This is a genomic window from uncultured Parvimonas sp., assembly GCF_963524015.1.
GTDB lineage: Bacteria > Bacillota > Clostridia > Tissierellales > Peptoniphilaceae > Parvimonas.
The window spans coordinates 457278-480023 of the sequence record NZ_CAURDT010000001.1; the positions used below are offsets into that span (position 1 = coordinate 457278).

Here is a 22746-nt window from a genome sequence, read left to right on the forward strand (position 1 = left end):
TTATTTTTCTAATAATTCTTTAATATCTTTAACAATTTGTTCTTTTGAAATACCGTTTTTCAAAAGAAATTCTTCCACAACAAATCTATCTGGAAAACTCTTTTTTATTCCATAGTTTTTAACTTTAACATCCGAAGTGCCATAAAATCTTGAAACTTTTTCTCCAAAACCTCCATCAAGTACACTATCTTCTAATGTTATTACTAATTTGTGATTTTCCTTTAATTTTTCTAATAATTCTTCGTCTAACCCAGTAATATATACAGGATTAATTAAAGTAACGTCACCCAATTCATCTGCTATTTCTTTTCCTAAATTATAGAAATTACTTAGAGCTATTATAGCTACATCTTTTCCTTTTTTAGTAACTTTGTATTTATTTAGTATAGAATAGTCTGTCTTATCTTCTTCTCCTGTTGATACAACATCTACTACTGGAACTCTTATTGCTACTGGATGTTCAGTTTGATTTAAACCCCACTCAAGCATCTTAAAATATTCTTCTTTATTTGTAGGTGCAAGGTAAACCAAGTTTGGAATATTTGAAATCATTGGTATATCAAAAATTCCAAGATGTGTTGCATCACTTTCTTCATAAATTGATGCCCCATAGACTAATATTAATGCAGGATTGTTATTTAAACACAAATCTTGAGAAAGTTGGTCATATGTTCTTTGCATAAATGTACTATATACACAGAAAACTGGTTTTGCTCCATTTTTTGCGAGTCCTGAAGACATTGCAACTGCATGTTCTTCTTCTATTCCAACATCAATATATTGCTTGCCCATTTCTTCTCTAATTTCTTTTGAAAATCTAAAAGCTCCTGGTGTCCCAGCATTCAAAATTGCCACTGTTTTATCTTTTTTAATTGCATTCAATAAATAATCGACAGTTAAGTTTTTATAGTTTTCTACATTTTGTACATTCTCAAAAGTTTTAAATTCTCCTGTCTCAATATCAAAAGGTGCTCCATAATGAAATTTCTCTCTATTAATTTCTGCAGGTTTAAATCCCTTCCCCTTAGTTGTTGAAAGGTGAACAACTACAGGTTTTTTAATATCTTTAACTGACTTAAATGATGAAATAAGTTCTTCAATGTCATTACCATCATCAACATAGAAATAATCAAGACCCATTGCTTTAAATAGATTATTTTCTGCTTTGCCTTTAGTTTTTCTTAAATCATGAAGATTTTTATAGAGTCCACCATGATTTTCAGCAATAGATTGATCATTATCATTTATAATTACGATTATATTACTTTTTAGTTCATAAACATTATTAAGACCTTCAAGAGCTTCTCCTCCGCCTAAGGAACCATCTCCTATAACAGCAATAATATTTTCATTATCTCCTTTTAAATCTCTAGCTTTCGCAAGACCACAAGCAAGACTTATTGAAGTTGAAGTATGACCTATTGTAAAAAAATCATGTTCACTTTCTTTTGGAGAAGTAAAACCTGTAACTGATCCATATTTTTCAGGAATCATAAAAGCGCCTTTTCTTCCAGTCAACATCTTATGAACATAAGTTTGATGAGACACATCAAATACAATCTTATCTTTTGGTGAGTCAAAAACATAGTGAAGTGCAAGTGTAAACTCCAACGATCCAAGATTAGGACCAATATGCCCGCCCTTTGCACTAAGTCTTTTTAATAAATTTGTCCTAAGTTCTACAACTAACTCTTTTAACTCGTCAATAGATAATTTTTTTACATCATCAGGCGAATTTATTTTTTCTAAGTACATAGTATCTACTCCTTTTAACTAAAATTTAAACTTCAATTTATTAAATTATACCCTTATTAATTAAAATATTCAATAGTTTAAAATTTTTTAAATTATGTTAAAATATAATTATAATTAAGTTAGGAGAAAAATTATGAAAATTGCTTATATATTTTTTAATGGAAAACTTTTAGGAAATGTAAATTTTTTTAAAAATTTCTTTATGAAAAATAAAGGAGATATCTTTTGTGCAGATGGCGGTGCTAATCTATGTCACGAATTGAATTTAACCCCAAATGAAATTTGGGGAGACTTAGATTCAATTGATAAAGATATTTTAAGTTTTTACGAAGAAAAAAATGTAATTATAAAAAAATTCCCCAAAGATAAAGATTTTACTGATTCAGAATTAATTTTAAACTATATAAAAGAAAAATCATATGATAAAATCTATTGTATTGGTGCATTCGGTGGAGATATAGATCACGAACTTACAAATATTAATTTAATGTTTAAATATGATAATTTATTTTTGTTGAAAGAAAATGAAATGCTTTTTAAGGTAGAAAGAGAGTTTGAATTTAAAAATTTATTAAATACTAAAATATCTTTTATTCCATTTTCTGAAGAAATTAAAAATTTAAAATTAGAAGGCTTTAAATATAATATAGAAAATATTACTCTTAAAAAAGGTGATTCGCTTTGTATGAGCAATATTATACAGTCTAATTCTGCAAAGATAAATTTTGATGAAGGAAAAATTTTATGTGTTATTAAGTCTTAATCTGATACCATTTTTTATATCAATTTTGGTTCTTTCTCTAGTATCAAAAATATATTATACTTTTTGTATAAAATATATTTAAGGAGAAAGGGTTATTATGAAAAAGAAAGATTTAACACAAAATTTTGTAGGCGGAGTTATAATGGATGTTACAACACCAGAACAAGCAAAGATAGCCGAAAAAGCAGGTGCAGTAGCTGTAATGGCTTTAGAAAGAATTCCTGCTGATATTCGTGTTGCTGGTGGTGTTTCAAGAATGAGCGACCCTGCAATGATAAAAAGTATAATGAAAGCTGTTTCTATTCCTGTTATGGCAAAATGCAGAATCGGACATTTTGTTGAAGCTCAAATTTTACAAGAAATAGGAATAGATTACATTGATGAAAGTGAAGTGCTATCCCCTGCTGATAATATTCATCATGTAGATAAAACAAAATTCAATACACCTTTTGTATGTGGTGCAAGAGATTTAGGAGAAGCTTTAAGACGTATTCAAGAAGGTGCAAGAATGATTCGTACAAAAGGAGAAGCAGGTACCGGAGATGTTGTTCAAGCTGTATCACATATGAGAAAAATTCAAGGAGAAATTCGACAAGTAACTGCAATGGCAGAAGATGAATTATTTGAAAAGGCTAAAGAATTTAAAGTTCCTTATGAACTATTAAAATATGTTCACGAAAATGGAAAACTTCCAGTTGTTAATTTTTCAGCTGGTGGAGTCGCAACTCCAGCAGATGCAGCTCTTATGAGACAATTAGGAGCTGAAGGTGTATTTGTGGGCTCAGGAATTTTTAAATCAGGAAATCCTGAACAAAGAGCTAAGGCAATAGTTGAAGCAGTTAAACATTTCAATGATCCTAAGGTTATTGCTAAAGTCTCTGAAAATCTTGGAGAAGCTATGGTAGGAATCAACGAAAATGAAATTGAAATTATTATGGCTGAAAGAGGAATTTAAAAATTTTTAGATTATTTGCTTCTTTTTGATATTTATTATTAAATATATTTACTTTTTATTTTTTTCAGAGTATAATATAGTTGTAGCATAGATGAAATGTTACACAATTTATGCAAAAAAGTTATATTTTGAAAGGAGATTTTATTATGGCTTGTACTACAATTTTAGTTGGAAAAAATGCTACTTATGATGGATCAACAATGGTTGCTCGTAATGAGGACTCTCCATCAGGTCAATTTTGTGAAAAGAAGTTTATAGTTGTTCATCCAAAGGAACAACCTGTAAAATATAAATCAGTTTTATCTCATGTTAAAATTGACTTACCTACTAATCCTATGCGTTATACTTGCATGCCTAATGCAGTTGATAATGAAGGAATTTGGGGTGCTTGTGGTGTTAATGAATTAAATATTTCTATGACTGCAACTGAAACTTTAACTTCAAATGAAAGAGTATTAGGTGCAGATCCTCTTGTAGAATTCGTTCCTGCAGTAGGAAAAAAAGGTGATAAAGATTATGTTCCTGAAAAAGTAGGCGGAATTGGTGAAGAAGATATGGTTACTTTAGTTTTACCATATATTAAATCTGCTCGTGAAGGTGTAATTAGACTTGGAGAAATTTTAGAAAAGTATGGAACTTATGAAATGAATGGTATAGCTTTTCAAGATGTTAATGAAATTTGGTGGTTAGAAACTATCGGAGGTCATCATTGGATTGCAAGACGTGTTCCTGACGATTGCTATGTAATTATGCCAAATCAACTTGGTCTTGATTATTTTGATTTAGAAGATGCTTTTGGAGAACAAAAAGAATATATGTGTTCTGCTGACTTAAAAGATTTTATAAATAGATATCATCTAGATCTTTCTATTGATGGATCTTTAAATCCTAGAGACGCTTTTGGTAGTCACTCTGATGCAGATCATACTTATAATACTCCTCGTGCTTGGGTATTACAAAGATATTTCAATCCACTTACAAATTATTGGGATGGAATGGATGCAGATTATGTTCCTGAATCAGATGATATTCCATGGTGTAGAACTCCAGATAAAAAAATAACTGTTGAAGATATTAAATATGCACTTTCAAATCATTTCCAAGGAACACCTTATGATCCTTATGGTAAATTCTCAAATGAAAAAGGAAAATTCAGACCAATTGGAATTAATAGAAATAATTTCTTAGGTCTTGTACAAATAAGACCTTATATGCCTGAAGCAATTAGAAGCATTGAATGGCTTGCTCTTGGTTCAAATGTATTTAATGCAATGATTCCTTTCTATGTAAATATAGATAAGACACCTGAATATCTAGCAAATACTACAGGAGTACCTACTACAGATGATTTCTATTGGACAAATCGTTTAGTAGCAGCTTTAGCAGATGCTCATTATGCTTCTTGTAGTTCACATATTGAACGTTATCAATTAGCTATTCAATCAAAATGTAATGAAATAATTAATAAATACGACGATAAATTCTTAGGTAAAAAAGTAGCTAAAGGAAAAATTGTTGAATTTTGTGAAAATGCAAATGAAGAAATTGCAACAGAATTAAGAAAACAAACAATTGATTTATTAGGCAAAGTTCTTTACACAGCAAGCTGTGAAATGAAAAATGGTTTTTCAAGATCTGATGCTTAAAAAATTAAAATTTAAAGGGAGCTTTATTTTGCTCCCTTTTTCTTTTTCCCACTTTTTTTTACTTCCTGTTTTTCTTCTATTCTTTTATTTTTAAAAAAATCAAAAACACTTAATAATTTTAAAATTAAAATCATAATAATTAATACTTTTTCAAAAGTTCTCGCCTTAAAAAAGATTAACATTAAAATACAGATAAAAACAATTAATACATTTATAATTAAATTAAATTTTTTATTATTTAAAATATTCATACTACTCCTCTATTCCAATTAAATCAAAGAAAGTATATCATTTTATTATATCGTTGTCAATTTTAGAATTATTTGCAATATATTAAATATCGTGTATAATAAGTATATAAAATAAATTTGGAGGTTGTTATGGATAAAAATTATGTTACAAATTTACTTGAAGAGTTACTAAACATCTACAGTCCTACTGGAGATACTGAAAATGCAATTTGTTTTATGGAAAAAAAGTTTAAGGAATTGAATATTCTTTCAAGAAGAACTAATAAGAATGCTCTAATAGCTACAATAGAAGGCGAAGAAAAAGAAGCTATAACTTTTTCAGGTCATGTTGATACTTTAGGTTTAATGGTTAAGGAAATAAAAGCGAATGGACGTCTAGCTTTTAGCTTAGTTGGTGGTTTTTCTCCTACAAGTGTTGAAACTGAAAATGTGTTTATTAAAACTTATGACGGAAAATTAATTCCTGGAACTGTTCTATATAATGAAGCATCAGTTCATGTTTATGATACTACAACAACTGCTCAACGTTCTATAAAAAATATGGAAGTAAGAATTGATGAGGTTGTTAAAAATGCTGAAGATGTTAGAAAACTTGGCATTTCAGTTGGAGATTTTATCTGTTTAGATCCAAGATGTAGAATTTATGACTCTGGTTTTATTAAATCAAGACATTTGGATGATAAAGCCTGTATAGCTGCTATGATGGGACTTGCAAAACATTTAGTTGATAATAAAATAAAACCTAAGAAAACAATTAATTTCTTTATAAGCAATTACGAAGAAATTGGTCATGGTTCAAGCTTTATTCCTGAAAATACTGTTGAATTTTTTGCTGTAGATATGGCAGCTCCTGGTGTTGGACAAGAATCTGATGAAAGAGCTGTAACAATTTGTGCGATGGATTCTTCAACACCTTATGATTTAGGAATGAGAAATAAATTAAGAAAAATTGCTGAAGAAAAGAAAATTGATTATAGAATAGATATTTATCCACATTATGGATCAGATGCAACTGCCGCACTTAGAGCAGGACATGATATTCGTTGTGCATTAATTGGCCCAGGAGTTGATGCTAGCCATAGTTATGAAAGAACTCATATCTTAGGTATAGAAAATACTTGTAAATTAATGTTAGAATATTTATTAGCTAAATAATATTAAATTTAAAAGAGCATAGATTTTTAATCTATGCTCTTTTCTAATCTGCTTTTACATCAGTCCAGATATTATCATATTCTTTTAAAAAGTCTGACGGATCTTTGAATACTTCCATTTTTTTGAAATACTCATCATCAATTTCTGTTACAGATTTTACTAGTTCATTCTCATCAATAACTTCTTGATTAGGAACTGCATAATATGTGTAGTTCATATTTTTCGAAAGAATATCTTTTCTAATTAAAAAATCTATCAACTTATGAGCATTTTCTTTATTTTTTGAATTTTTTAAAATTACCATTGAATCAAACCAAAGATTTGTCCCCTCTTTAGGTTTTACATATTCAAACTTCTCATCTGCATCTAACAATTCTGTTGCATCTCCAGAGTACATCACAGCAATTGCAGCATTTTCAGCTAACATATTATCTTTTGTCTCATCAACAAGATATGCAAGTATTGATTTTTTTTGTTTAATTAAATCTTTCTTGGCAATTTCTAATTCTTCTTTATTTCTTGAATTCATCGAAAAACCATTTTTTAAAAGTGCTGCTGCAAAACTATCTCTTGAACTATCCAGCATAACAATTTTATCTTTATGCTTTTCATCCCATAAATCAGCCCAAGAAGTGATTTCTCCATCAACTAAATTTTTATTATACAAAATACCTAATGTTCCCCAATATAAAGGAATTGAATATTTCGATTCTGGATCATAGCTCTTATTTAAAAATTTTGTATCTATGTTCTTATAATTTGATAGCTTACTTTTATCAATTGGTTCAAGCATATCTTCCTTAATCATCTTTTCAATCATATAATCTGAAGGAACAACTATATCATAATTACTTCCACCTTGTTTTATCTTCAAGTACATATCTTCGTTAGTAACAAAGGTTTCATAATTTACTTTAATTCCGGTTTCTCTTGTGAATTCATCTAAAACTTCTTTATCTATATACTCTCCCCAATTATACATATTAACAACATTACCTTCTCTTTTACTACAAGAAGATAGTAAAAAAATCATACAAAATGAAAAAAGTACATTCAAAAATATATTTTTTTTAGTCATATAATATACCATCCTCACTTTTCTTATTTATTATTAGTAAAAGAACTAACATTGCAATAAACATCAATGTTGAAAGAGCATTTATTGATGGATTTATTCCTTTTCTTGCCATAGAGTATATTTGTGTACTTAAGTTTACAACACCATTTCCACTATTAAAATATGCTATAACGAAATCGTCTAATGAAAGAGTAAATGCAAGTAATGCTCCCGCAAATACTCCTTGCTTAATTTCTGGTAAAATAACCTTTCTCAAAGCATAAAAAGGTGTTGCCCCTAAATCCATGGCTGCCTCAGGTAAAAATTTATTCATATGTTTCATCTTTGGATAAACAGAAAGTATTACATAAGGCGTCGCAAGTACGATATGTGAAGCAAGCAAAGTCAAAAATCCATAATCGATATTAAAAACTTTATATAAAACCATTAATGAAATAGCTATTACTATATCTGGATTTAAAACTGGAATGTAATTCAAATTTAAAACTACAAACTTTTCACTTTTTTTCATATAATATATCCCGATAGCTGCAACGGTACCTATAAAAGTTGCAATTACCGTAGTTAGAACAGCAATCAGTATTGTATAATATAGAGCTCTCAAGACCTCTTTATCATTAAATAATTCAACATACCATTTAAAAGTAATTCCTGTAAAAGAGCCTCGGAGTTTTGAATCATTGAATGAATAAAGTATAAGCACAAAAATTGGTGCATATATAAATATGAATACTAATGAAATATATAATTTTTTTAACTTATTTTCCATTTTCCACCTCTTTTGAATACTCTGGATCAAACTTATTCATAATGAAAAGTGAAACCAAAATCATAACTAAAAGTACCATACTCATTGCAGAACCAAAATTCCAATTTCCTGTTACTCTAAATTGTTGTTCAATTATATTCCCTATTAAATTCTCTTTATTTCCACCTAAAAGCGCAGATATTTCGAAAGTTGAAATTGCAGGAATAAACACCATTGTAATTCCAGTAATAACTCCCGGCAAACTCATAGGAAATACTAATTTAGTAAAAGTCTTAAGCCTATTAGCACCTAAATCATGAGATGCTTCAATATATTCCTTATCTATCTTAATCAAAGTTGTATAAATAGGTAAAATCATAAAAGGTAAAAAGTTATATACCATCCCTATTAAAATTGATACATTAGAATACATTAAATTTACAGTTGGAAGTCCAAAAAAATTCAAAATTGAATTTAAAAGTCCATTTTTACTCAAAATACTAATCCAAGAATAAGTCCTAAGTAAAAAGTTCATCCACATCGGAATTACTACCAACAAAATCATCATATTTCTGGTTTTAACTTTAAACTTTGAAATAAAATATGAAAAAGGATAACCAATTATAAGACATAATACTGTAGATAAAACCGCCATTCTTAAAGATCTTAATAAAACTTTAATATAAGTCGGGTTAAAAAATCTTTTGTAATGTTCCAATGAAAAAAGAAAATTTTCTCCTCCATAGTCAACTGAATATTTTGCTATGAAAACAAGAGGAACAACAATAAAAATCACTAACCATACAACGTATGGATATGCAAACCTCTTAAATTTCATTTATATTTCTTTAGCTCCTTTTTTCATAATATGAATATTATCAGGTGTAACTCTAAGTCCAACTTTTGAGTCTATAGGTTTTGTAATCGTGGAATGAACCATATACTCAACTTCTCCAACTTTAACAAGTAATTCATAATGAACTCCTTTAAAAATTTCAGACTTTACAATACCTACCAACATTCCATTTTCTTCATCAACAAGCTCCAAATCTTCTGGACGAATTACTACATCAATCTCTTCATTTGGTGCAAAGCCTTTGTCAACACATTTGAATGTTCTATTTGAAAAACTTACGACAAAATCTTCATTCATAACTCCGTCTAAAATATTACTTTCTCCAATAAAAGAAGCTATAAAGGCATTTTTAGGTTCGTTATAAATATCTATCGGAGTTCCAACTTGTTGAATTTTACCATCATTCATAACTACAATAGTATCGCTCATTGTAAGAGCTTCTTCCTGATCATGAGTTACATAAACGAATGTAATCCCAACTCTCTTTTGAATATTTTTAAGCTCAACTTGCATATCTTTCCTAAGTTGTAAATCCAAAGCACCAAGTGGTTCATCTAAAAGTAAAACTTTTGGTTCATTTACCAAAGCTCTTGCAATTGCAATTCTTTGTTGTTGACCCCCACTTAAAGATAGAATAGATCTTTTTTCATACCCTTTCAAGTTTACAAGTCTTAGCATTTCTTTAACTTTTTCATTAATAATACTTTCTTGCATTTTCTTAATTCTAAGACCAAAAGCAATATTTTCATAAACATTCATATTTGGAAAAAGAGCATATTTTTGAAAGACTGTATTTATATTTCTTTCATAAGGAGGAACATTAGAAATGTCTTTTCCTTCAAATAAAATTTTTCCACTTGTAGGAGTTTCAAAACCTCCAATAAGTCTTAATGTAGTAGTCTTTCCACAACCTGATGGACCTAAAAGAGTTAAAAACTCCTTATCTCTAATATATAAATTTATATCGTCAAGAACAATATTATCTCCAAATCTTTTATTTATATTAACTAATTCGACTGCATGATTTCCCATATATTCCTCCTAAAAACTTGGTGGATTAGTAATCCACAAAACCTTAGATTCTTTTTTAGACAAATTTATTATACTTCTTTCAAACTGACCACTTGTATAAAAACATTCACCCTCTTTTAAAACAAATACCTTTGTTCCAAGATGAAGTTCAACTTTTCCCTTCAAAACATAACCGAATTCTTCTCCCTCAAAAGGTTCATAAGTCCTTGAAAAACTTTTTTGTTCATTCAAAGTTATTATAATCGGTTCCATTGAATTTTTTTGTGCATTTGGAACAATCCACTCTAATTTACTATTTCCATTTTCAAAAATAGTTTCATAAGCATCAAATTTTTGAAAAACAAATTTTTCTTCTTTCTCTTCTTTAAAAAAATCTGAAATATTAGTCCCAAGTGCCTCTAAAACATCTTCTAAAGAACTAATTGATGGTGAAGTAAGTCCTCTTTCAAGTTGAGAAATAAAGCCTTTAGTTAGCTCTGCTCTCTCTGCAAGTTCTTCTTGTGTAAGTCCCAAAATGGTTCTTAAATTTTTAATTTTTTCTCCAATATCCACTTTTCTTTCTCCTAATATAACACTATATTAAACTATAAATATCCCTATATTAAACAATAAATATTATATCACAAATAAATCTTTATTCAATACTTTTTTACTAAAAATTTAAAATTTTTTATTAAAATTTTAAAATATTAAACAAAATTAACTTTATAAATTTTCAACTTAAATAAATTAAAACTATTAGAAAATCTAATTTAATTAATTAATTCCATTAGATTTATTTATTGAATGGTGTTGATAATAATATTGTAAAAAACCATATCTTAGTATATAATATTCTTATATTATATATCTAATATTTCATTAAAAAATATTAGAATATTTTATAAATTTTATTTACAGGAGGATCGTTATGAAAAAACTTTTTTCTGGATTTTTGGCATTATGTTTAGTTTTATCAATGTTTACAAGCAATTTTATAACTAAAGCTGAAGATAAATTCAGTAAAATCATTCTAACAATTAACACTTCCAAAATTTCTGGAGAAAACATTGATAAACTTTTAAAAAATGGAGAATATGAAAAAGTAAAAGAAATAAATTCAAATTCTCTAAATATTGCAAAAGAAAAAATAAATGAAATTATAGGAGATTTTAAAGAACTATCTAGAGACGAGTTTCTTTTGCCATTTATTTCATTCGAAGCAACTAAGACTCAAATAGCAAAGCTCAAAAATTTAGACTTTATTAAGAGAATTGAACAAGATACTGAATATGAAGTTGACTTAAAACCAAATACCGCAAAACCTACACCTCGAAGCGCTGCACATGCAACAAAGTTAATCGGTATTGATGATGATTTTTTAAAAAAATATGATGGACGTGGAGAAGTTGTAGGAGTTATTGATACAAACTTTGATCCAACTCATGAGGTTTTTAAATTGGATAAAGACATTATTCCTGCAATAACAAAAGAAGATATTAAAAAACTAGTGAAACACAAAAATGGAGAAAATAAAAATTTCACTGAAGATAAGGTATATTTTAATTCAAAAGTTCCATTAGCATATCATTATATAAATGAAAATTCAAACTTAAATCCTGAAGAAACAGAAGAAGGACATGGACAACATGTTGCTGCTGTTATTGGTGGAAGCCAAACTAAAATCAAGAATAAATATGATTGGCGTGGAGTTGCTCCAAATTCACAACTTTTAATGATGAACTGTTTTGTAAATGAAGGAACTTCCTCAACTTATTATATAAAGGCTATAAGTGATGCTGTTTATTTAAGAGCTGCTGCAATAAATATGAGCCTTGGAAAACCCAAAGGAACAGTAAGGACTCATAATGCAAAAGATAAAAACGTAGCAGAGATAATTGATAGAGCCACATCTGTTGGTACAAATGTTGTTATCGCTGGCGGTAATGAAGGCGAATACCAAGGAGATATTTCTATAGATCATCCTGACTTTGGAACAATTGCATCCCCAGGAATTCAACAGAGTGCTATTACAGTTGCTTCTGTTGAAAATAATGAATATATTGCAAAATATCTATTAGTAGGAAATGAAAAAATTGTATACTATGAAGTTAAGGATAGAACTTTTGAGAGTAAAACTTTTGATATTATAGATTGTGGAGAAGCATTAGAAGGATCAATCCCTTCTAATGTAAATGGAAAAGTAGCTCTTGTTAAACGTGGTGGAGATACTTTTAATAACAAAATTAAAAGATTAGAAGATGCCGGAGCAATTGGAGTTATAATTTATAACAATGTACTAGGTTCTTTTTCAATGTCTTTAGATAATTCTACAACAATTCCAGCAATTGGTATATCTATGGAAGATGGAGAAAAATTAAAGGCAAAAACTCCAACTCAAGTTACTGTTTCAAGCGAAGAAGACTTAGTTAAAAATCCTTTAGAAGGAAGAATGAGTAGTTTTTCTAACTGGGGACTTACTTCAGACGGAATTCTAAAGCCTGATTTAACTGCTCCGGGCGGACATATATACTCTGCAAAAAACGGTTCAGGATTTGTTGAAATGAGTGGAACTTCAATGGCTACTCCTCACGTTTCAGGTGCTGTTGCCCTTGTTTCTCAAAGTTTAAAAGAAAGATCCGAATTTAAAAACTTAAGTGTAGCTAATAGAGGAAAATTAATTAAGACAATACTTATGAATTCTGCAAAACCACTTAATGATAAAGAAAATAATGTACCTGTCTCCCCTAGACATCAAGGTGCTGGTGTAGTTGATATGAAGTCCGCAACTGAATTAGACTTTACTGTTGTTGATAAGGATACAAATGTTCCTTCTACTTTCATAAAAGGAATAAATGATACTATTACTTTAAAATTAAGAATTAAAAATTATTCAAATCATTCAAAAGAAATTACTCCATCTGTAATAGTGACTGTTGATGAACACAAAGGAAAGAAAAATTTGTTAAAACCTACAGAATTATTTACTAAAACACTAGAAAGCGAAAAATTTACAGTAGGTGCTAATCAAGAAATTGTTAAAGAAATAAATATTCCAGTTGAAAATCTAGAAAAACTTAAAGATTTTGAAAAAGGTGCTTTTATTGAAGGTTTCTTAACTTTATCAAGTAATGATGGCAAAAAAGCTAATTTTCCATTCGTTACTTTTAAGGGAGATTTTACTAATCTTTCAGTTATCGAAAAACCTGTGTATGAATTTGATTTTAATAAAGAAAATCCAATGTTCTGGAATTTAAAACCAATAACAAATGCTTGGCATAGATTTATGACTCATATTGAAAGTAAAATAGACGGCAAACCTATTGTTTTAGGAATGGAAAATTTCGATGAACTAAACGAGTTGAAAAAAGCTCAAAAAGAAACAGATATAAAACCTAAATTTAGTAAAAAATTGGTTATCAGCCCTAACGGAGATGGTAAATTAGATGAAATTACACTTTATTCAGTTTTCACAAGAAATGCTGATGCAAGATACGAAATTAGAAATTCTAATAATGAAGTTGTTGCTGAAAAGAAAGATTCAAAACTTTTCCTTAAAAATATTTCGGATTGGGCAGATAAGCAAGATTTAGACGAAAACTTCTTAGGTTATACAAATCTTGGCATCGAGGATTTATCTAATCAAAAAGATGGAGATTATACTCTAAATATAATAGCAAAACCTACTACTGAAGGAGCAAAAGAACAAAAACATTCTATTAAATTTTCAATAGATAAAGAAGCTCCTAAATTTAAAAATGCTAAATTCGATAATGAAACTAAAAAATTTGCTTTTGAAGTTGAAGATGCAAATGAAATAAGAAATGTTAAAGCCACTGGAATAGAAATGGTTGCACCATATCCTCAATTTCCAGACTATAAGCAACCAAAAGAGGTTGAACTTGAAGTTAAAAATATTGGAGAAAATAAATATGAGATCCAATTAAAAGATGATACAAATTTAAAAGATGTTCAAGTTACTGCAACAGATATTGCATATAACGAATATACTGAAGACTGTGAAATTATGACTTCTGATAAAAAACTTGGAAAACTTGAAGTTGTTGCAAAAACAGAAGATGGAGAAAATGTTCCTATAAAGTTTGACCTTTATGACCAAAATAATAAAATAGTTAAAAATACTCAAAAACTTAGAAACGGAAAATATACTTTTATTTATAAATTCTGCCCTATTGAGTATAAATTAATTGGAGAAAATACTGAACAAGAATTTGAAATAACTGATGATAACTTAAATAAAAAAATAGAGTTAAAATTTGCAAAACAAAAAATTGGTCAAAAGATGGTTCTTGCAAGAGGCACAGGAGATTTAGCCCTTAATGAATTTAAGATAACTGCTACAAATGTAGAAAATCCTAAATTAAAATTTGAATTAAAGCAAGAAATAGAAGATACTCCACAATTTTTCTTAAATGCTCCTTATGGAAAATATAAGCTAAATGTTGAGATAACCGATGCAAATAAAGCTTTAAAATACAATTATGAACTTAGTACAGATGAGCAAAAAGAAATATCAGAAACAACAATTGACGAAAATTCATTCAAAAAAAGAATTGATTTACTTTTCTCAGAAAGTAAATTTAAAGTTATTCCAATAACAAAGGGATATGATGGACATATCGAATATATGGGAATGAATCTTTCAGTTGGTCAACCTGTAAATATAAGAAGCATTGGTAGAGGTCGTTCAGAAATAGTACCTAACGAAATTCCTAATGGATATTATGTAGTTCCGGGAATGCAAACAGTAAAATTAACAGAAGAAAATCCTGTACAAGAAGTTGTTTTTGAATATTTCAAAGAAAAAGACGAAGATAAATTTTCACTATTAATTCAAGATAATGGAAATGAAAAAGGAATTCAAACAAAGTATAAAATCTACAATTATAACGAAAGATTCAACTTTAAAAAAGGTAAATTGAGTCTGGACTATACACCAGGAATGAAACTAAATCCTGGTTGGTATTGTATTGAAGCTCAAGAGGAAGAATATGGAGAATATAAAGCTCAAGCTAATGAACCTACCCCTACTTACCATTTAAAAGAAAAAGTTATAGAAGTTAAAAGGGGTGAAAAAAATGTCACAGTAGGTTTCACTTGGGGAAAAAATAATGAAAATAATTTTGTTGAAAAATATCCAAGAAAAATTAATGCAAATATTCCTGAAAACTATCCAAATGATGAACTTCAATTAGAAATTAGAAAGAAAAACTCTGATGAAGTTGTTGTAAAACATACTTATAAAAAATCAGATGAAAGTACTCATTCAGTTCTTATTCCAAGTGGTTCAGGATATGATGTAGTTGTAACAAATTTAGCTAGTGGATATACTTGTCCTAATGGAGAAGCATGGGTCTTTGGTGCTGAAGGACATCCTATAACTCTTAATATTACTAAAGAAGTTAAAGATGGAAAAGAAGTTGATATTAAATTTAAAGCTGGAGATACAGAAATTCCTAATGTAAAATTCAAACTAAATGAATTAGACTTTAAATCCGGAAAAAATAATATTGAAGTAGGAAAATATAAACTTGAAATAGTTTGCCCGGAAAGTTATAAAGGAAAAAATATAGACAAGGAAATTGAAATTACAAAAGATACTAATGAAATTTCAGTAAATCTTGAAAAGATTACAAAAGGTACAATTGATATTGGACTTGAATTTATTGATACAGCTAATAAATTAAGTAAAATCGAACTTGATGGAAAAGAAATTTCACTTTCAGGAAATAAAATTCCTGTTTCAATCGGAGAACATAAACTTGAAATTACTGATATTGATGGAAAACTTTCAAATTATGAAATCTCCCCTAATGCAATAAATAATTTCAACTTAACATTAGAAAATCCTGATCAAGTGTTTAATTTCAAAATAAAGCGAAAACCAAATAGTATAGATATTTCAGAATTAAAATCCTTAGTTGAAGAAGGCAAAGAAATCAAGAACTCAGAAAAATATATAAATGCTATTGATGAATTAAAAGAATTGTATGACAATTCAATAAAAGCAGGACAGGAATTAATAGATAATGAAAATAGTAGAAATGAGTTTGTTGTTAAGAAAGCTGTTGAAGATATAAAACTCGCAAAAGATTCACTAGATGGAAATAAACCTTATGCTCAGCTTGTAAAAAAACTTAAAAATTTAATAGCTGAAAAAGAATTGATTTCTGATGGTAATCTTTATATCAATTCAGATGAAGAAGATAATGAAGCATATTTAGAAGCCATAGAAAATGCTAAAAACTTATTAAAAGTAAATTTCAAATTAAATGAACTTGAAACTGCTATAAAAGATATTGAAAATGTAAAAGCAACTATGGGATTTGTAATTAAAATAAAAGTTAATGGCGATGATATACCACAGGATTTAAAAATTAAAGCTATTAATGTAATAACAGGAGAAGAAGTTGAGCTTGAAAACAAAAATAAATCTTTTGAAAAATCTGTTTTACTTGGAAAATATAAAATAAAAGTAGAATTAAATGAAAACTACAATATTGATAAAAACAATTTTGAAGTAGAACTTACTAAAGATAAAACAGCAGAAGATACTATCGCAATTTCTAAGAAAGAAAAACCTCAAAATCCTGATGACAATCCAAGTAAATTAAAATTTGACTATGGAGAAAATCAAACTGTAACAGTTGGAAGAAAAATATCTGATATTAAGATTAGTGAAGATATTTCAAAATTTGTTAGAGTTTTAGTTGACGGAAAAGAATTAAGCAAAGAGTTTTATTCAGCTACAAAAGGAAGTACAATTATAAAATTCAATGATAATTTTATAAACACTTTAGGAGTTGGCGAACATAAACTATTATTTGAATTTACTACAGGTAAAATAGAAACATCTTTAACAATAGTTAAAAAAGATACATTACCAAACAACAATAATAATAATAACAGTAATAATTCAAATAATAATACTAATGATAGTAATACTAATACTAATACTAAGAATAAAAATAACAAATTAGTAAAAACAGGAATTTCAAACAATTCAATAGTATTATTTGTTATTTCCGCAATTATATTAGGCTCATTAACTATTCGTAAGAAGATAAAAAAATAACACAAAAAGGAAGTGAAATATATCACTTCCTTTTTCCTATTGTAAAACAACAAGGTTCCCAGGCACCTATCCGATGCGAAGCATCGAGGAAGGCTGAGGTTCTTATTTCCCTATTTTTTCTTCTCTTCCATAATAGAAAAGATATTGTTGTGCATAGCCTGCATATTTTCCAAATATTCTATCTGCTTCTTTTGAAATTTTCTTAACAGGAGTTTCTTTTTTTATAAAAAGTTCTTCCATCACTCTTTTTATCCAAACATCAACCGGAAAAACTTCTCCTCTTTTGTATGAAAATAGCATTATACAATCTGCAACCTTATTTCCAACTCCTGAAAATTTTAATAATTCTTCTCTTAAAATATCAGTTTCTAAATTTTCAAAATTATCTAAGTCGATTTTTTCATTTAAAATCATATTTACTGTATCAAAAATCCTCTTATCTCTAAAGCCAACTTTTGCAAATTCTCTTAAATCTTCAACAGTTGCCTTACTCAATTCTTCTACCGTTGGAAATGAATAATATTTTCTATTTTCATCTTCACAGATAAATTTCCCATATCTCATGGAGATTACTTCGATAGATTTTTTTATTCTAGGAATCATATTATTAGCTGAAATTATAAAACTAATTAACATTTCAAAATGATTTTGATTTAATATCCTAATACCTTTTCCATATTCCATCGCCTTTGCTAAAATTTCATTGTTTGATAGCTCTTTTCTTATCTCCTTATAGTTTGTATTCAAGTCAAAATAATCAATCCAAATTTCGTTAAATTCTTCCAAATTCGTTCCTTTAAATACAACCTTATCTTTTTCGTTTAAAACATTTAAGACTCTACCTAAATGTACTGTTGTAAAACTTCCATCACTCTCTTCATACCATCTGAAAGCTTGCCCACAAGTAAATATAGCTCTAGCATCAAAATTCTCATCATCTTCTAAAATTACTAAATTATCTTTTTCATAAAGTTTCATTATTTTTTCGCCTTTGATTTTGACTTATGTTGTTTTATAATTGCAGACAATTTATCAGAATTTTCTTTATCAAGTGGAATAGTTAGTACTTCATCTTTTAAATCTCCAGAAACTTGAACTTCAAAAAATTTATTACTAATGGCTCCCCATTTTTTTATTTTTTTAAATTCTCCAAACTTTCCATCAAAGCAAAATCCATTTTCGCCAATGTATAATTTATCAAGAGAAACTATAGAGTAAGTCAAACCAATTAATACATATACTATACTAAAAATATCTTGAACTTTTACTGCATATGCAATTCCAAATCCAACTAAAGCTACTGATAGTCCAAACAATACTTTTCTTCCTCTAAGAGTAATAGTTTGAACTTCACCTGTTAATTTTTTTCTTGTTTGAAATATAGCTACTATTTTCTTAATTACAAAAATTAAAACTATACCAAAAATTATTAATAAAAAATCATTACTTCCCATAAAATCCTCCATATAAATTAAGTAGAAGCGAACTTCTACTTAATTTTAATTTTCATCTATTTCAGTTTTTTCTACTACAGTTGAATCTGCATTGTTTTCTTCATTTGATGTTTCTTCAATAGTATTTTCTTCTCCAAAAATTGTTTCTTCTGTAGTTTCTTCTTTTTCTTCTTCAATTCCCATATATTTATTATACATAGTTTCGAAGTCTTTTCCACTTATAGTTTCAACTTCTAAAAGTTTTTTTGCTATTATGTGTAAAAATTCCACATTCTCATTTAAAATATTTTTAGCAGTTTCGTAAGCTTCATCAAGTAAATCCTTAACTTCTCCATCAATAAGTTTTGCAATATCTTCTGAGTAAGTTCTTCCTTTACCAAAATCTCTACCTAAGAAAGTTTCTTCTTCACCCATATCATAATTTATAGGTCCAATCTTGCTACTCATACCATAAGTTGTAACCATACTTCTCGCAAGTTTAGTTGCTCTCTCAATGTCATTAGAAGCACCAGTAGTAAAATCTTCAAAAATTATAAGCTCTGCTGAACGTCCACCAAGCATCATTGCAAGTCTTGACTTCATTGCTTTAACTGTCATATATTGACTATCTTCATCTTGAGTATATGCTGTAAATCCACCAGCTCTTCCTCTTGGAACAATAGTAATCATTTGTACTGGATCTGACAATGGTACAAATCTTGACACAATTGCATGTCCCGCTTCATGATATGCTGTAATATTTCTATCTCTATCAGTTACAACAGCTGATTTCTTTTCAGGTCCTGCAACAACTTTTATTGCAGCTTCTTCAAATATTCTCATAGGAATACTCTTTAAGTTTTGTCTTGCAGATAAAAGAGCCGCCTCATTACACAAGTTTTCAAGATCTGCAGGAGTAAATCCTGTTGTATGTTTTGCAATAGCTTTTAGGTCTACATCTGGATCTAGTCTTTTATTTCTAGTGTGGACCATTAGTATTGCTTCTCTTTCTTTTACATTCGGAATTCCAACATAAATTTGTCTATCAAATCTACCCGGTCTTAAAATAGCAGGGTCAAGTATGTCAGGTCTATTTGTTGCAGCCATAACAATGATTCCTTCATTCGCACCAAAACCGTCCATTTCAACAAGTAATTGATTTAATGTTTGTTCTCTTTCATCATGTCCCCCACCAAGTCCTGCGCCTCTTCTTCTACCAACAGCATCAATTTCATCAATAAATATTATACAAGGAGCATTCTTTTTAGCTTCTTCAAATAAATCTCTAACTCTTGAAGCACCAACTCCAACAAACATTTCAACAAAGTCTGAACCGCTTATGCTAAAAAACGGAACTTTAGCTTCGCCAGCTACTGCTCTAGAAAGGTAAGTTTTACCAGTTCCTGGAGGACCTACAAGTAAAACACCTTTTGGAATTCTAGCACCAATATCACTATATTTTTTTGGTGATCTTAAGAAGTCTACTATTTCTTGTAATTCTTCTTTTTCCTCTTCAAGACCAGCTACATCATTAAAAGTAACCTCATTTTTCTTATCTTTATGAAGTCTTGCTTTACTCTTTCCAAAGTTCATTACTTTTCCGCCACCTTGAGCTTGTTTCATAAATATGAACCAAACAACTCCAAGTCCTACCAAAAGTAATAGAGTTGGTAAAATTTCAAGATAAAAAGGTTTTGTAGGTTCAGCTTTACCATTATATTTCAAAGTATTATTCTCTACTTTTGATTTTAAATAATTTTCATAAAATTGAAATCTAAATTCTTGTGGTAAATATGTTTTAAATTCCGTTTTATCCTTATCATTTAATTTTCCGGTTATATATGAACCCTGAGTTGTTATCTCTGAGACTTCATCATTTTTTATTTTTGATACAATCTCTGTAACTGTATATTCTTTAACTACAGGAGTTGAAGTTTTTATAACAAAAAAATATACAACTAAAAATAAGATTGGCACCAAATACACTAGATATGCTTTAGTTTTTTTATTCACGTTTTTCCTCCTATTACTCTCTATTTATAAACTTCTTCTTTTAGAGAAATTATATATGGTAAATTCCTATATGATTGATTATAATCTAATCCATAACCAACAATAAAGTCATTTGGAACCGCAAAACCTACAAAATCGCCCGATATTTCAACAAGTCTTCTTTCTGGTTTGTCTAACATACTTGCAATTTTAACAGTTTTAGCTCCTCTTTCTTTAAAATAATTTAAAAGATATTTTAATGTTTTTCCTGTATCGATAATATCTTCAACAATCAAAATATTTTTTCCAGTAACATCCGCTTCTAAATCTTTAATGATTTTTACAACCCCACTTTCGGATGAATTACCATAAGATGAAATAGCCATAAAATCTATTGAAATAGGTAGATTTATATATCTAATTAAATCTGCAAAAAACAATGTAGAACCTCTTAAAATTCCAACTACCACAAGTTCAGATTCATCATTTTCATAGTGTTTAGTTATTTCTTTACCAAGAACTTCAACTCTATTTTTAATAGTTTTTTCATCAAATAACAAATCCTTCATATCTGACTTTACGACATTATCTAATCTCTCCATAAATTCTCCTTTGATAAAACTTTAATTTTTATAATATCATCTTTTCCATCAACCAAATATCTATTAGATCTTCTAGTATTTGGAACCCAAACAATAGTATTATCTATTTCAAAAATAGGAATATTATTTCTAATTTCTTTACTTATTTTTTCATCAATAAATATATCTTTTAGTTTTTTCTTTCCAAATTCAAATTCTAAAAAGTCTCCATTTTTTCTATTTCTAATTTTTAAAGATTTTAGATATTTTTTATTTATGAAAAGCAAATTCTTATTTTGTTTTAAATTTGTAAATTCATCAAAATTCGACTGCTCTATAATTATATCAAAAAATCTTGTAGAATACAAAGAAAAATCCAAATTTTCATAATAAAAATCTGTTTCTACACTTTCATTAATATTTTTATCAAAAATGAGAAGTTTATCATATTCAATTTTAAAAATTACATTTTTAATTTCTATATATTTACCCGTTTTTGAAAAAATCAAATTATCAATTTCTTCAATTATTTTAAAATTTATTCCATCTGGATCTTTACTTATAAATTCAAAAAAATCTCTATACATAATATTTCTAAAAGACCTAGACTGAAGTTTTAACTTTTCAATATAAACAAGTATTTTATCTTTACTAAATTCCCACAACAAACCTTCTTTTGATAAAATATATTCTCTTGAAATTGTACTAAAATCAAAAGCAATGTTTGATAATCTTGAAAGTGCATCAGAAATTTTAGGATTATATTCATTTTGTAGAATTGGAAATAAATTTAGTCTAATTTTATTCCTTAAATACATATCTTCAAAATTAGTTTTATCATCAACAAAAGGTATATTATTTTTTTCAATATATTTCTCTATTTCTTCTCTTGAAAAATCTAAAATTGGTCTTATTAAATCTCCTCTTTCAGATTGTATTCCTATTAGTCCATTAATTCCAGTTCCTCGTAGAATTCTCATCATAACAGTTTCTGCTAAATCATTTTTATTATGTGCAGTTGCTATATAATCAAGATTCTCAATTCTTTTTATTTCATCAAAAAATTTATATCTTAAAAATCTTGCTCCTTCTTCAGTTGACAATTTATTTTCATTAGAATAAAGGAGAACATCTTCCTTTTTGGAATAAAATTTTAATCCATATTTTTTGCATTGAGATTTAACAAATTTTTCATCTCTGTCTGCATCATCTCTTAAAGAATGATTAAAATGACAAACAACTAAATCTAATTTTAACTCATCCTTAAAATAACTAAACAAATCAAGCATAGTCATAGAATCTTTACCACCCGATACAGCAAGTAAAATTCTAGATTCTATACCATAGCTTTTTAATTTTTTTAAAAATTCTTTTCTCATAAAAATTAAAAAACCGAGCAAAAACTCGGTCCCCTTTCTTCACTAAA

Annotated in this window: 17 protein-coding genes; 5 read left to right on the top strand and 12 right to left on the bottom strand. The window is 28.1% G+C overall.

Going from position 1 to position 22746, the window contains the following annotated elements; all coding sequences use genetic code 11:
- Positions 1 to 1755: a 1-deoxy-D-xylulose-5-phosphate synthase gene (locus RWJ08_RS02100; RefSeq protein ID WP_313960897.1), complete on the bottom strand. Its 1755-nt coding sequence runs from the start codon at positions 1753 to 1755 to the stop codon at positions 1 to 3.
- 133 nt (positions 1756 to 1888) lie between these two features.
- Between RWJ08_RS02100 and RWJ08_RS02105 the strand changes: the two genes are divergently transcribed.
- From RWJ08_RS02105 to RWJ08_RS02115, 3 genes are all read left to right on the top strand, one after another.
- Complete coding sequence (locus RWJ08_RS02105; RefSeq protein WP_313960898.1) at positions 1889 to 2518, top strand: thiamine diphosphokinase; 630 nt, start codon at positions 1889 to 1891, stop codon at positions 2516 to 2518.
- A gap of 97 nt (positions 2519 to 2615) precedes the next feature.
- Positions 2616 to 3473 carry a pyridoxal 5'-phosphate synthase lyase subunit PdxS gene (gene pdxS, locus RWJ08_RS02110; protein WP_009372382.1) on the top strand — a complete coding sequence of 286 codons (858 nt, stop codon included), beginning with the start codon at positions 2616 to 2618 and terminating at the stop codon, positions 3471 to 3473.
- 146 nt (positions 3474 to 3619) lie between these two features.
- Positions 3620 to 5119: a C69 family dipeptidase gene (locus RWJ08_RS02115; protein WP_313960899.1), complete on the top strand. Its 1500-nt coding sequence runs from the start codon at positions 3620 to 3622 to the stop codon at positions 5117 to 5119.
- Positions 5120 to 5142: 23 nt separating this feature from the next.
- Here RWJ08_RS02115 and RWJ08_RS02120 read toward each other — a convergent pair whose 3' ends face one another.
- Positions 5143 to 5370, bottom strand: coding sequence for a hypothetical protein (locus tag RWJ08_RS02120; protein ID WP_009372811.1), 228 nt, complete (start codon positions 5368 to 5370; stop codon positions 5143 to 5145).
- Positions 5371 to 5499: 129 nt separating this feature from the next.
- Here RWJ08_RS02120 and RWJ08_RS02125 point away from each other — a divergent pair, with 129 nt between their 5' ends.
- Positions 5500 to 6525, top strand: a complete 1026-nt coding sequence (locus tag RWJ08_RS02125; RefSeq protein ID WP_313960900.1) for a M42 family metallopeptidase — start codon at positions 5500 to 5502, stop codon at positions 6523 to 6525.
- A 43-nt stretch (positions 6526 to 6568) separates the two neighbouring features.
- On the opposite strand, the gene RWJ08_RS02130 is transcribed toward RWJ08_RS02125, so the two are convergent.
- The 5 genes from RWJ08_RS02130 to RWJ08_RS02150 are packed head-to-tail and all read right to left on the bottom strand — an operon-like array spanning position 6569 to position 10791.
- A complete protein-coding gene (locus RWJ08_RS02130) occupies positions 6569 to 7603 on the bottom strand; it encodes a PotD/PotF family extracellular solute-binding protein (protein WP_293438741.1) in 1035 nt (344 codons plus the stop codon).
- On the bottom strand, positions 7596 to 8372 hold the full coding sequence (locus tag RWJ08_RS02135) for an ABC transporter permease (protein WP_269722443.1): 777 nt from the start codon (positions 8370 to 8372) through the stop codon (positions 7596 to 7598). The genes RWJ08_RS02130 and RWJ08_RS02135 overlap by 8 nt, the downstream gene beginning before the upstream one ends.
- A complete protein-coding gene (locus RWJ08_RS02140) occupies positions 8362 to 9189 on the bottom strand; it encodes an ABC transporter permease (protein WP_313960901.1) in 828 nt (275 codons plus the stop codon). Before RWJ08_RS02140 ends, RWJ08_RS02135 begins: the two co-directional genes overlap by 11 nt.
- Positions 9190 to 10239, bottom strand: a complete 1050-nt coding sequence (gene potA, locus RWJ08_RS02145; protein ID WP_041954307.1) for a spermidine/putrescine ABC transporter ATP-binding protein — start codon at positions 10237 to 10239, stop codon at positions 9190 to 9192.
- Between the two features lie 9 nt (positions 10240 to 10248).
- Positions 10249 to 10791 carry a helix-turn-helix domain-containing protein gene (locus RWJ08_RS02150; protein WP_004833108.1) on the bottom strand — a complete coding sequence of 181 codons (543 nt, stop codon included), beginning with the start codon at positions 10789 to 10791 and terminating at the stop codon, positions 10249 to 10251.
- Between the two features lie 358 nt (positions 10792 to 11149).
- On the opposite strand from RWJ08_RS02150, the gene RWJ08_RS02155 reads away from it, so the two are divergent.
- Positions 11150 to 17314, top strand: coding sequence for a S8 family serine peptidase (locus RWJ08_RS02155; RefSeq protein ID WP_313960902.1), 6165 nt, complete (start codon positions 11150 to 11152; stop codon positions 17312 to 17314).
- Between the two features lie 102 nt (positions 17315 to 17416).
- On the opposite strand, the gene RWJ08_RS02160 is transcribed toward RWJ08_RS02155, so the two are convergent.
- From RWJ08_RS02160 to tilS, 5 genes are read right to left on the bottom strand one after another with little or no spacing between them, the layout of a single operon-like run.
- Complete coding sequence (locus tag RWJ08_RS02160) at positions 17417 to 18292, bottom strand: DNA glycosylase (protein ID WP_313960903.1); 876 nt, start codon at positions 18290 to 18292, stop codon at positions 17417 to 17419.
- Positions 18292 to 18768, bottom strand: coding sequence for a DUF5673 domain-containing protein (locus RWJ08_RS02165; protein ID WP_313960904.1), 477 nt, complete (start codon positions 18766 to 18768; stop codon positions 18292 to 18294). Before RWJ08_RS02165 ends, RWJ08_RS02160 begins: the two co-directional genes overlap by 1 nt.
- A gap of 45 nt (positions 18769 to 18813) precedes the next feature.
- Positions 18814 to 20760 carry an ATP-dependent zinc metalloprotease FtsH gene (gene ftsH, locus RWJ08_RS02170; protein ID WP_313960905.1) on the bottom strand — a complete coding sequence of 649 codons (1947 nt, stop codon included), beginning with the start codon at positions 20758 to 20760 and terminating at the stop codon, positions 18814 to 18816.
- A 20-nt stretch (positions 20761 to 20780) separates the two neighbouring features.
- Complete coding sequence (hpt, locus tag RWJ08_RS02175; protein ID WP_313960906.1) at positions 20781 to 21341, bottom strand: hypoxanthine phosphoribosyltransferase; 561 nt, start codon at positions 21339 to 21341, stop codon at positions 20781 to 20783.
- On the bottom strand, positions 21329 to 22720 hold the full coding sequence (gene tilS / locus RWJ08_RS02180) for a tRNA lysidine(34) synthetase TilS (RefSeq protein ID WP_313960907.1): 1392 nt from the start codon (positions 22718 to 22720) through the stop codon (positions 21329 to 21331). Before tilS ends, hpt begins: the two co-directional genes overlap by 13 nt.
- Positions 22721 to 22746 lie beyond the last annotated feature (26 nt).